The sequence below is a fragment of the Vibrio sp. C8 genome, from assembly GCF_054051265.1.
In genome coordinates this window covers 202659-215338 of sequence record NZ_JBPAOE010000050.1, presented here as the reverse complement: position 1 = coordinate 215338, position 12680 = coordinate 202659, and the positions used below count along the sequence as shown (strand labels likewise).

Genomic DNA, 12680 nt, shown 5'->3' with positions numbered 1-12680 from the left:
GCATTCTAGCGAGTTAACTGTCAGTGTCAAACACTTTTTCAATTTTCTTTTTTAGAAGTCTTATCCTCTACCAACACCTGCTGAAGCCTTGCGGCGTCTGCCGTGTCAGTGAGGCGGCATTATAGGGAGGAATTAAAACTGTGCAAGTGCTTTTTTTAAAAAAATTGAAAAAACGGCCCATTCGTTTAAGAAAGCAGCAAAAATAACAAAAAGAGGGCTTTTTGCCCTCTTTATTATTTCGAATTGAGTAAGTTTTTATATAAACGCGTATGCATCCGCAAACATCTTTTCACTCAATGCTTGTTTATTTTGAGTAAATTGTTCTCTCGCAGCGCCAGCCATTTCAAAGCGTCCAGCAATATAGATATCAAAATCAGCCAAAGAATCAAAATCAGCGCTTATTGCTTGCAATACATTACCTACTTTTCCTTGCCAGTTTGTGCCAGCCTCTTCAACTACCGGAATAAAACGGACATTTTCATGTTTCGCAGCTATTTGCTCTAACTCAGTCAAAGCATAAAGCTGGCTCTCGTCACGAGCTCCCCAATATAAATAGATAGGATTAGCTTTGTTTTGGGCAATACAGTGATCCAAGATCGAACGAACGTAGCTAAAACCAGTACCGCCAGCAATAAGTAATATCGGGCTTTCGCTCTCTTCTCTAACCCATGCATCGCCATGTGGTGCATCAATTTCAACTTCCAGTTGCTTATCTAATGCTTCACGCATCAGCTGTACAACTTCAATCGCGTAAGCATTATGCTCAGCAGCACCAATGTGCAACTCAAGCTCGCCCTCGTGGCGACAAGGGCTACTTGCGATTGAAAATGGACGTTTATCTTTCTCGCCCATCACTACCATTAAGTACTGGCCAGCTTTGAAAGTCACTGGTTGCTCAGGATGGAGCAGTATTTGATATGTGTTACTGGCTAAAGACTGTATCGACTTTACTTTACATTTAATGGTCATATTTATCCTTCTTACTTACTCTTCAAAAGTAAGTACCAAATGACTTTCTGCTATAGCTTGGCAGGGGAATATCCATCCTTCAGCTTGCTCTTTCTCTGTAAGCATAGGCTCTAGATGGTAAGTTACATCACCTTCCACTTTACGGCACAGGCATGCAGCACATACCCCCACTTGGCAACGATGAGGAAATGGAATTTGCTGGTTGAGCGCAGCCTCCAAAATCGTTTGCCCTTTTTCAACTTCAAACTGAAGCTCGCTTGGCAGCAAACGTACAGTAAAAGTCATAGAATTCCTAGTTCATGCCAGAGCGTATCGATTTTCGCTACCAACTTAGGATCTTTATGAATTGGTGTTCCCCACTCCCGCGATACTTCACCGTCAAATTTATTGGTTGCATCCAAACCTAGTTTTGACACGGCACAATTTGTAGCAGGAATGACGTAAGTATCTCGAGCAGGATCCATTCTTGTTGTGATAGCCCAGATAATATCATTCCAATCTCGGGCATTCACATCATCATCGCACAATACAACGAACTTAGCGTCCGTGTACTCTGCCAAAAATGTCCACACGGCTTCCAACAGAGCTTTTGACTCACCAGCAGCATATTTACGCATTGAAACTATAACGATGCGGTTTTCTGTCGTCGGCGGGAAATAAATATCTTCAACTTGCGGGAAACGTCGTTTGAACTCTTCAATATCCGCATCTTCTATTGAGTGAGATGGTCGAGCTTCGATTTTAGGTGTCATCGCAAGTTCGGCATCCCATTTCATCGTTGCATCTAAGCCCATCTTGGAACCTAGTCCCGCCACCGGAGAAGCAAAATCCAACGAATCGATTGGCGTATTCTCTATCATTAATGTATCGCGTGCCGGATCCATATGTTCACACATGGCTTGGGTCACGGAATTCCAGTCTCGAGCATTTACGCTTTCATCAAGCACAACCACATATTTGGTGTACATGAACTGACGTAAGAAAGACCACACGCCCATCATGACTCGCTTCGCATGACCTGGGTATTGCTTCTTCATTGTCACTACAGCCATACGGTAAGAACAACCTTCGGGCGGTAGATAGAAGTCTACGATTTCAGGAAACTGCTTTTGTAGAATAGGCACAAAAACTTCGTTCAATGCCACCCCCAAAACAGCAGGTTCATCAGGCGGACGACCAGTATAAGTACTGTGATAAATAGGTTCGTTACGCATGGTAATGTGAGTCACAGTAAAGACATGATGTCGTTCAACCTCATTATAGTAACCAGTGTGATCACCATAAGGGCCTTCATCCGCGAATTCATTCGGGTCAATGTAACCTTCCAGTACTATTTCAGCACTGGCAGGCACTTCCAAATCATTACTGATTGATTTAACCACTTCTGTTTTACTGCCTCGCAATAAACCTGCGAAAGCATATTCGGATAGCGTGTCTGGAACTGGGGTAACAGCACCTAAAATGGTGGCAGGGTCAGCACCAAAAGCGACCGAAACAGGAAAATTCTTTCCCGGGTTTGCTTCCATCCACTCTCTAAGATCAAGCGCTCCCCCACGATGAGCTAACCAGCGCATAATAACTTTATTTTTTGCGATCTTTTGTTGACGGTAAATACCGAGATTCTGGCGCTTTTTATTTGGACCTCTAGTGATGGTCAGCCCCCAAGTTAAAAGAGGAGCAACATCATCAGCCCAACAACTCATCACAGGGATTTTATCTAAATCAACATCATAACCCTGCCATACTATGTCCTGACACGCTGCTTTACGCAGCTTTTTGGCTGGCATGTTTAGAACTTGCTTGAATACTGGGAGTTTATCCAGAGCATCACGAAACCCGCGAGGTGGTTCAGGCTCTTTCAAATATGCCAACAGTTTTCCAACTTCACGTAGATCTTGTACGTTTTCTCGCCCCATCCCGATGGCAACACGCTCTGGTGTACCAAATAGATTCGTCAGGACAGGGAAATCGTAACCAATAGGGTTTTCAAACAACAAAGCTGGACCAGCTTGACGTAGTGTTCTGTCACTGATTTCCGTCATTTCATAATGCGGATCAATGGGATGAGAAATACGCTTGAGTTGTCCGTTTGCTTCGAGATGGTCTAAGAAATCACGTAAGTTTTTAAAGCTCATATCTGCTCTATGAATGATTAAACTGCACGCAGTATAACAAAAAACACTTTGCTATCGATTTCTCTTTTCTAAAAAGTGTTGCGCTTTTGTAGAGAGATTATGATGAAGGTTATGAACGCTTATTGCTGAGAAAGAACCTGTAATATCGCTTGGCTTTCAACACGACGATTACTGTTCAAGAGTTCTTTCAACCAAGATTGATACCCTTGTTCCACAAGCGCTTGAGCCACAATGGGAGCATCAGAAGAATTTTCTAAGCGTTTTACCAAGAATTGCTTCACTTGCTCAGAAAAAGGTTTCGGTATTTGGACTAAATACTGTAATGCACTGGTCGCCAGTCTCGGATTGTCTGCGGCTAACATGATTTGATTAATGGCAAAATCATCACCGACATTTGCTAAACGCTCAAGCTCTTGCTCAACGTAAAAATCCGCGCGCATTAACCACAACAACTTATAAAGCTGAAGGTCACCTGTTACCTGTGCCATTTTAACCATCACACTCGATGAAGGTAACCAAACCACAACTTTTACCTGAGTTAGTTGCTGAACAAGATCGTGCTGTACTTTCTCAGACAAGTTATCGAACTCACTCAACAGCAAATTTTCCCGCTCTTGTATTAAATAGTCAGGTCCAGATAACCATTCATCCAGTTTCAACTCACCACTTTCAGCTTTGAGGATGAAGTTAAGTACGCTCTGCTCTTGTTTCCACTGTTTTGTTAAGCGGTGAGCAATAGCTATGTAGTCAAATGCAGGAACGGAAAATTCATACCCTTCCCCCTTCTCTAGTACTTGATAAACAGGAACGATGTTTTTTTGCTTTTCAACAAAATGGAACAAATTCTCAGACAGAGCTACTTGCTGTTGTTCTAAGTGCTGCAGTAATAGAAAGCGAGCGACTTCCTGCTGTGGCAACGAGATACGTTCTACAGCAAATGAAAGGGCATCGATATCGTCTTTTATCGCCAAGTCGACCAGTTCTGTAACCTTCTGCTGTAGCAGATGATCTTGCAGCAAGTTTTGCTGGCTTGTTGATGAAACCTCAACAGCAGAAACCGGTGTCCAAGCAAATAAAAGAGAGAGGAATAAACTGAACAACAGTCCTTGTTGCATATTAACCTCCTGTTAACATTCCTCATAATTGTCGTGCGGTAATGAAAAGAATGCAAACAAAAACACCACCCAATGGGTGGTGCTTCAAAATAATCAATGTTTATTCATTACTGACGGCGCATTGCGTCAAAGAATTCATCATTGGTTTTGGTCATTGCCAGTTTGTCGATGAGGAATTCCATTGCGTCAGTTTCGCCCATAGGGTGAACAATCTTACGTAGGATCCACATTTTTTGTAGCTCATCAGGCTTAGTCAGTAGCTCTTCACGACGAGTACCAGAACGGTTGAAGTCAATAGCAGGGAAAACACGTTTTTCTGCAATCTTACGGTTCAAGTGCAGTTCCATGTTACCTGTACCTTTGAACTCTTCGTAAATCACTTCATCCATCTTAGAACCAGTGTCAACAAGTGCTGTCGCAATGATAGTTAAGCTACCACCTTCTTCCACATTACGAGCTGCACCGAAGAAACGCTTTGGACGGTGTAGTGCGTTAGCGTCCACACCACCGGTAAGAACTTTACCTGATGAAGGGATTACTGTGTTGTAAGCACGCGCTAGACGAGTGATTGAGTCAAGAAGGATAACAACGTCTTTTTTGTGTTCAACAAGACGTTTTGCTTTTTCGATAACCATCTCTGCAACTTGAACGTGACGAGATGCTGGCTCATCAAACGTAGATGCAATCACTTCACCTTTTACAAGACGTTGCATCTCAGTCACTTCTTCAGGACGTTCGTCAATAAGAAGTACCATCAATTCACATTCAGGGTGGTTGTTAGCAATACTTTGGGCGATATTTTGTAGCAACATAGTTTTACCCGCTTTTGGCGGAGCTACAATCAGACCACGTTGACCTTTACCGATAGGAGAAGCAAGATCAAGAACACGTGCTGTAATGTCTTCAGTCGAGCCATTACCACGTTCCATTACCATACGCTCATTAGCGTGTAGCGGTGTTAAGTTCTCAAATAGGATCTTGTTACGTGCGTTATCAGGTTTGTCGTGGTTAACAGTGTTCACTTTCAATAGTGCAAAGTAACGTTCACCTTCTTTTGGCGGGCGAATTTTCCCGGCAATCGAATCACCTGTACGTAGGTTGAAACGACGAATTTGGCTTGGAGATACGTAGATATCATCTGGGCCAGCAAGGTAGGAACTGTCCGCGCTGCGCAAGAAACCAAAACCGTCTTGAAGAATCTCCAAAACACCGTCGCCGAAGATATCTTCACCGCTCTTCGCGTGCGCTTTTAAGATGGCAAAAATAATGTCTTGTTTTCTCAGACGCGCAAGGTTTTCTAAGCCTAGGCTCTCACCAAGTTTGACAAGATCAGATACGGGTCTGTTCTTCAGTTCTGTTAGATTCATTGTGGTGGATACTTGTTTAGTCAAAATAGGATCTATTTTCTAGTTAAGATGGATTTGGTCTCAGGATTGACCAAGAAGTGAACACTTGTTTAATTTACGTGCGATAAACTAGCACTAAATATTAGCCTAGTCTAGAAATTGTTTTTTACAAAAACAAAACCGTACATATTTCTATGTACGGTAAAGTTATGGCGAATTATAGGTTTGCGTCCAAGAACTCTTTCAGTTGAGTTTTAGACAGCGCGCCTACTTTTGTCGCTGCTACGCTGCCATCTTTAAATAGCAATAGCGTAGGAATACCACGAATACCGAACTTAGGTGGCGTACCTGCGTTGTGGTCGATATTCAATTTACCGATAGTGAGTTTACCTTCGTATTCTTCTGCGATTTCATCAAGAATAGGAGCAATCATCTTACAAGGACCACACCATTCTGCCCAAAAATCAACTAGAACAGGACCTGCAGCTTTGATTACATCGTTCTCGAAACCATCATCAGATAGCTGCAAAATTTTATCACTCATCTTCCACTCCAATGTGCTTTTTTCTGCACTGATTATTAACAATCATTAGACTGATTATCGACTAACCAGTAAATAGATGCCCTATTGGAATGTATTTACTTCCGTATTGCAAGTGGAAGCTGATATTCTATAGCAATGAAAAAGACACATATCACAGAGCAAAAATTCGCCGACTTGGATTTACATCCCCAAGTAATTGAAGGATTGGAAAAAAAAGGGTTCGAATTCTGTACCCCTATCCAAGCTTTGGCGTTGCCGGTACTGCTCACCGGCCAAGACATTGCAGGCCAGGCCCAAACGGGAACTGGTAAAACCATCGCGTTTCTCGCTGCGACTTTTAACCATTTGCTAAAAACACCCGAAATTGAAGGACGTAAAGTCACTCAGCCTCGTGCAATTATTATGGCTCCGACGCGTGAACTCGCGATTCAGATCTTTAATGATGCAGACTCGCTAGTGGCGAGTACCGGTCTTAAAGCTGCACTGGCTTATGGTGGCGAAAGCTACGATAAACAGCTGGGCAAGCTTCAAGAAGGTGTGGATATCCTGATCGGTACAACTGGCCGTATCATCGATTTCTACAAGCAACGTGTTTTTAATCTGAACAACATTCAAGCTGTGGTTCTGGATGAAGCAGACCGTATGTTTGATTTGGGTTTCATTAAAGACATCCGTTTCTTATTCCGCCGTATGCCTGAGCCGAAAGATCGTTTGAACATGCTGTTCTCTGCGACTTTATCTTACCGCGTTCAAGAATTGGCATTTGAACACATGCACAACCCTGAGCACGTGGTGGTAGAGCCTGAACAGAAAACAGGTCACCGTATTAAAGAAGAGCTGTTCTACCCTTCTAATGAACACAAGATGGCCCTTCTGCAAACTCTGGTTGAAGAAGATTGGCCGGATCGCGCCATCATTTTTGCTAACACTAAACACCGTTGTGAAAACATCTGGGGTGCTCTTGCTGCCGATGGCCATCGTGTAGGTTTGCTAACAGGTGATGTTCCACAGAAAAAACGTGAACGCATTTTAGAGCAGTTTACTCAAGGTGAAGTGGATATTCTGGTTGCTACAGATGTGGCAGCTCGTGGTCTACACATCCCACAAGTAACACACGTATTTAACTACGACCTACCAGATGATTGTGAAGATTATGTTCACCGTATTGGCCGTACTGGTCGTGCAGGTGCAAGTGGTCACTCAATTTCATTTGCATGTGAAGAGTACGCAATAAACCTGACTGCAATTGAAGAATACACTGGGCACTCAATTCCTGTGTCTGATTACGATCCATCTGCGTTACTGACGAATTTGCCGAAACCATTAACGTTACGCTCATCGTCACCACAGCGCCGCACGAATACAGGTGGTTCTCGCAACGGAAATCGTAAGCCACAAAGACGCCCTCGCGCGCCGCAAAAGCCAAAGGATTCGTAATTCATCTATGAGCCAAACTGTTTCTTCACCGTTATATGCCGCGATTGATTTAGGCTCTAACAGCTTCCATATGCTGGTAGTGCGTCATGTCGACGGTAGCGTTCAAACTATGGCTAAGATTAAGCGCAAAGTACGTCTTGCCGCCGGTTTAGATGACAATAACGCGCTAAGCCATGAAGCCATGCAACGCGGTTGGGATTGTTTAAGTTTGTTTGCTGAACGCTTACAAGACATCCCACACGAGAATATTCGTATCGTAGGTACTGCAACATTGCGTACAGCGACGAACATCAATGAGTTCCTAGTGAAAGCAAATGAAATTCTAGGACATTCGATTGAAGTCATCTCTGGTGAAGAAGAAGCTGCCACTATCTATAAAGGTGTCGCTCACACCTCCGGAGGAGTAGGGCGTCGATTAGTGGTAGATATTGGCGGAGCCAGTACCGAAGTGATTATCGGTGAGGGCTTTGAAGCAAAAGCGTTAACCAGCTTAAAGATGGGGTGTGTGACTTGGCTTGAACGTCATTTTAAAGACCGTCAGCTCAACAGCACCAACTTTAACAACGCTATAGATGCAGCGAAAAAACGCTTAGCTCCCGTGTTAGAACAATATACCCAGTTAGGCTGGGATGTGTGTGTGGGAGCAAGCGGCACTGTTCAAGCTCTGCAAGAGATCATGTTGGCTCAAGGGATGGACGAAGTCATCACTTTGGCAAAATTAAATCGCCTTAAAAAGCAGGCGATGCAGTCTGATCATCTTGAAGAGCTTGAAATTGAAGGCCTAACTCTAGAGAGAGCGTTAGTCTTCCCTAGCGGTTTATCGATTCTTATCGCTATTTTCGAATCGTTAAACATTGAATCTATGACCCTAGCTGGCGGCGCTTTGCGCGAAGGCTTGGTCTACGACATGATGGATAACTTGCGCCAAGACGACATTCGTTCGCGCACGATTCACAGTGTCCAGATTCGCTATCAGATAGACCAATGCTACGCACAACAAGTTTCTGATCTTGCCAGCAAGCTGCTTACTCAGTGTGGTGGGCAAGATTGGATTTCTGAGCCACAAGCTGAGATGCTTCTGCTCACGGCTGCGCAGTTGCACGAAATTGGTCTCTCTATCGATTTTAAAAAAGGCGGTGAGCATAATGCTTACCTATTACAGAATCTTGATCTACCTGGGTTCACTCGTGCACAAAAGCACTTACTTGCTGAATTGACACGACGCTACCGTGAGCAGTTAACAAACTTGCCTGAGCAACATGCGTTGTCCGTAAGCAGCAGTAAGCGAGTATTGCGCCTATTACGTTTAGCGGTACTTCTGAGCCACCGTCGTTGCGTAGAGTTAGAACCGAATATCGTTCTTACTGCCGAAGATGACGAATTGACGTTATCTATCAACAAACAATGGCTGCAAGTAAATCCATTAACGCGTGCGGAACTTGAACTTGAAGCAAACCGTCAAACAGACATGGGTTGGCCGTTGAACATTCAAGCGAATGAATAAACGAACAATCGCTTTAGCGTAATAAGCTCAAATATTAAGAAGCCCTCAAATGAGGGCTTTCTTTTATCCAATACGATTCAACAGAGCTCTTAACTTCAATGGTTTAACGGGCTTAGCCATAAAACTAAAGCCATTGGATTTAATACCATCCAGTATATCCGGGCTGCGGTCAGCACTAATGATCACCCCTTCAAAGCAATCACCTAGACGTAATCGACATTGCTGTAAAACCTCTAAACCAGTGCGCCCGTCATCGAGTCGATAGTCGGAGAAAATCACATCAGGGATCCACTGATTATCCAGAGCCTTCATACTCTGTTTGATATCCAGCGCCGTTTTTACCTCACATCCCCAGCGTTCCAACAAGGTCTGCATCCCAATCAGAATTTCTTCTTCATTATCTACGCAGAGAACCCGCAGGTTCCCTAAATCATGCACCGCTTCCAATACCGCGGCTTTTTGCGGCACCACCTCATGTGGCTCTGCTTTATCCAAAGTAAGCGAGAACACGCTACCTTGATCCGGCCAAGAACGCATTGATATTTCATGGCCTAATACAAACGCAATCCCTTTAGAAATGGCTAGTCCTAACCCTAAACCTTGGTCTGAACGTACTTGGCTGCCTCGGTTAAATTCTTCAAAAATCTCTTGTTGTTTATCTTGCTCTATCCCGATGCCGTTGTCCCAGACATCGATGCGCACCCTACCAGCAACTCTTCTTACGCCAAGAACCACTTTTCCCTTTGGGTTATAGCGAAAAGCATTGGTTAAGAAGTTCTGAATAACTCTTCGCAATAACTTAGGATCAGAATGAACATACAGCGAGGAAGATACCATACTGAAATTGATCCCTTGTTGATGTGCCAACGCTTCGAATTCCGCTTTCAAGTTGGAAAGCACATCATTCACCTTAAAGCTCTGTAAATGCACTTCAAGTTTTCCAGACTCCAAACGAGAAATGTCGAGTAAGTCACCAATCAAATCTTCAGCAGCACTGAGCGCACTTTCAATATGACGAGACAAACGCTTCGACTCTTCTTCCTGAGCAACCTCCGAAAGTGAAGATGCAAATAATCTTGCCGCATTAAGCGGCTGCATCAAATCGTGACTGACCGCCGCCAAAAATCGCGATTTAGATTGAGACTCTTGCTCGGAACGCTGTGTGGCGGAAACGAGTTTCTTATTCAAAGTTTCCAGCTCACGGGTTCTTTCTAATACTCTTTCTTCAAGATTTTCATTCGCTTCTTTCAGAGTTCGTTCTGCATCTCGGAACACGGTGATATCAGTAAAGCTCATAACAAACCCGCCACCGGGCATCGGATTTCCTTGTACTTCGATCACTCGTCCATCTGGGCGAATACGCGAAGAAGTATGGCGAGTCCCTTGCTCTAAGTGATAAACCCTACGACGAACATGTTCTTCAGGATCACCCGGCCCACACAAACCTTGCTGAGCGTTATGACGAATGACATCAGCTATCGGTCTTCCGACTTGTATAAGTCCTAGCGGGAAATCAAACAGTTCTAGATAGCGTTGGTTCCAAGCCACCAGCCGAAGTTGCTTATCGACTACCGCAATGCCCTGCCCAATATGTTCTATCGCCCCCTGCAACAGGCCGCGGGTGAAATCATAAAGTTCAGAGGCTTCATCAACGATAGTCGCCACCTCTTCCAGCTGCATATTGCGGCCTTGCAAAGCAGAAGTAAGCACCAACTTGGCAGACGAAGCACCAAACACGCCAGCAAGTACACGTTCTGTATGACGAATCAATGTTGCTGGCGCTTGCTGATTAGGCATCAACGTTTCACGTTGCTGATCCCAATACTGACCAAATGCCGCGCGCACTCTTTGTCGTCCAACAAATCGCGAAGCAAGCATTTCAAGCTCGGCGACAGTTACACGGCTTTGATACAAGCTGATGTTTTCGTTTTCCGGCAGCGGTGTGCCAACGAAAGATGCCGACTGCAAGCGCTCACTTAAACTTGAGCGCGTCGCGATAGAAATAACCACATAGCAGATACTGTTCAGAGTCACGCTCAGCAACATACCCCAGTCGGAATTTTCTAACCCCATATTGCCGAGGAACTGAGGAGGCGTAATCACCCACAACAGCACGTTACTTTCATGGTCGCCCGCCAGCATATTGGTTGCACTCATCAGAGTGATCAGCCACAAGGTGAAACCCACCAAGAGACCGACATAAACCCCTTTGCGGTTTCCCTCTCGCCAGTACATGCCACCAATGAGTGCAGGAGCAAACTGAGTAATGGCAGAGAAAGACAAAAATCCAATAGCAGACAGCGAGGGAATGGTATCCAAAACCAAATAGAATCCCCACGCCCCCAGCAATAACAATAAGATCAAAGTACGACGAATAATGACCAGAAGACCGGAAAAATGACGATGATTTCGTTGTGATAAACGCATACGGCGCAGCAATAAAGGCATTACCAGATCATTGGACGCCATAATGGCTAATGCGATAGTAGAGACAATTACCATCCCAGAAGCAGCAGAAGTGCCACCAAGAAACGCCAGCAAAGCAATATCATTCGCACCTACGGCAACAGGGACACTAATAACGAAAGTGTCCGGGGATGTGCCGCTCAATAAACTCTGTCCCACCCATGCAATCGGCAGAACAAATATTCCCATCAGAATCAAATAAGAAGGAAAAAGCCAACGCGCTGTGTGCAAGTCTTGCGCGCGTTCATTTTCTACCACCATGGTATGGAACTGACGAGGCAAGCATATGATGGCGATCATGGTTAAAACAGTATGGATAATTAACGTTGGCCAGTTCGGGGCCTGATAGGTTTCTCGCGCCACATCCAACAGCGCGACATCTTGCTCTCTCAGTGCAAGATAGAGAATGAACATGCCTACCACCAGAAACGCAACCAGCTTGACGATCGATTCAAAAGCAATCGCCATCATCATTCCTCGGTGATGCTCGGTATTATCAATATGACGAGTACCAAACAACATAGTAAACAGAGCTAGCGCCAAGACCACAAACCAAGAAACACTGTCGTCCTGATAACCAAACTGCGTACCCAGATCTGGTGCGATGATATTCAGCCCCATGGTGATACCACGAAGCTGCAATGCGATATAGGGCAGTATGCCTGCAACTGCAATTAGGGTGACGGCAACTGCTAAGCCCTGAGATTTCCCATAGCGAGCGGCAATAAAGTCAGCAATGGAAGTGATGTGTTCCCGTTTCGCAATCAGGATCAGACGCGCTAAAATGCGCCAGCCAAACGTAAAGACAATAATTGGCGCGATATAAATCGGTAAAAATGACCACGGGTTCTGGCTAGCTTGGCCAACCGTGCCGTAAAAGGTCCATGAGGTGCAGTAAACCGCAATCGATAGGCTGTATATCCAAGGTCGCCATTTCGCCAACCAACGGGTTTGACGATCGCCATACCATGCGATAAGAAACAGCACGCCTAAATAAGCGAGTGAGACTGGAACCACCAACCAACCCTGCATCCGACTTCCCTATTCCCTGTGAAATCTCTGAATGTTCTAAAACCGCCAGTGCGGCTTATAAAGAAATAAAGCTTCTCCAATAGCTTAGGAGAAGCTTTATTAAACAGGGTTGGGATTTTATCTCAATCTGAT

The 12680-nt window shown here is 44.6% G+C and carries 9 protein-coding genes; 2 read left to right on the top strand and 7 right to left on the bottom strand.

What is annotated here, in order from left to right; all coding sequences use genetic code 11:
- Nucleotides 1–255: 255 nt before the first annotated feature.
- The 6 genes from fre to trxA form a co-directional block, all read right to left on the bottom strand.
- A complete protein-coding gene (gene fre, locus ACRQQK_RS18610) occupies nt 256–969 on the bottom strand; it encodes an NAD(P)H-flavin reductase (protein WP_457513884.1) in 714 nt (237 codons plus the stop codon).
- Between the two features lie 15 nt (nt 970–984).
- Nucleotides 985–1254: a 2Fe-2S iron-sulfur cluster-binding protein gene (locus ACRQQK_RS18605; RefSeq protein WP_457513882.1), complete on the bottom strand. Its 270-nt coding sequence runs from the start codon at nt 1252–1254 to the stop codon at nt 985–987.
- Entirely contained in the window at nt 1251–3104 is a 1854-nt protein-coding gene (ubiD, locus tag ACRQQK_RS18600; protein ID WP_457513880.1) for a 4-hydroxy-3-polyprenylbenzoate decarboxylase, read from the bottom strand. The genes ACRQQK_RS18605 and ubiD overlap by 4 nt, the downstream gene beginning before the upstream one ends.
- A 119-nt stretch (nt 3105–3223) precedes the next feature.
- Nucleotides 3224–4219, bottom strand: a complete 996-nt coding sequence (locus ACRQQK_RS18595; RefSeq protein ID WP_457513879.1) for a hypothetical protein — start codon at nt 4217–4219, stop codon at nt 3224–3226.
- 107 nt (nt 4220–4326) lie between these two features.
- A complete protein-coding gene (gene rho, locus ACRQQK_RS18590; RefSeq protein WP_102941608.1) occupies nt 4327–5586 on the bottom strand; it encodes a transcription termination factor Rho in 1260 nt (419 codons plus the stop codon).
- Between the two features lie 196 nt (nt 5587–5782).
- Nucleotides 5783–6109: a thioredoxin TrxA gene (gene trxA / locus ACRQQK_RS18585; RefSeq protein WP_042489933.1), complete on the bottom strand. Its 327-nt coding sequence runs from the start codon at nt 6107–6109 to the stop codon at nt 5783–5785.
- Nucleotides 6110–6244: 135 nt separating this feature from the next.
- Between trxA and rhlB the strand changes: the two genes are divergently transcribed.
- Nucleotides 6245–7546 (top strand): ATP-dependent RNA helicase RhlB, encoded by a 1302-nt coding sequence (gene rhlB, locus ACRQQK_RS18580; RefSeq protein WP_042489932.1) that lies wholly within the window; start codon nt 6245–6247, stop codon nt 7544–7546.
- 7 nt (nt 7547–7553) lie between these two features.
- On the top strand, nt 7554–9050 hold the full coding sequence (gene gppA / locus ACRQQK_RS18575; protein ID WP_457513877.1) for a guanosine-5'-triphosphate,3'-diphosphate diphosphatase: 1497 nt from the start codon (nt 7554–7556) through the stop codon (nt 9048–9050).
- A gap of 63 nt (nt 9051–9113) precedes the next feature.
- On the opposite strand, the gene ACRQQK_RS18570 is transcribed toward gppA, so the two are convergent.
- Entirely contained in the window at nt 9114–12548 is a 3435-nt protein-coding gene (locus ACRQQK_RS18570) for a hybrid sensor histidine kinase/response regulator (RefSeq protein WP_457513875.1), read from the bottom strand.
- Between the last annotated feature and the right edge of the window lie 132 nt (nt 12549–12680).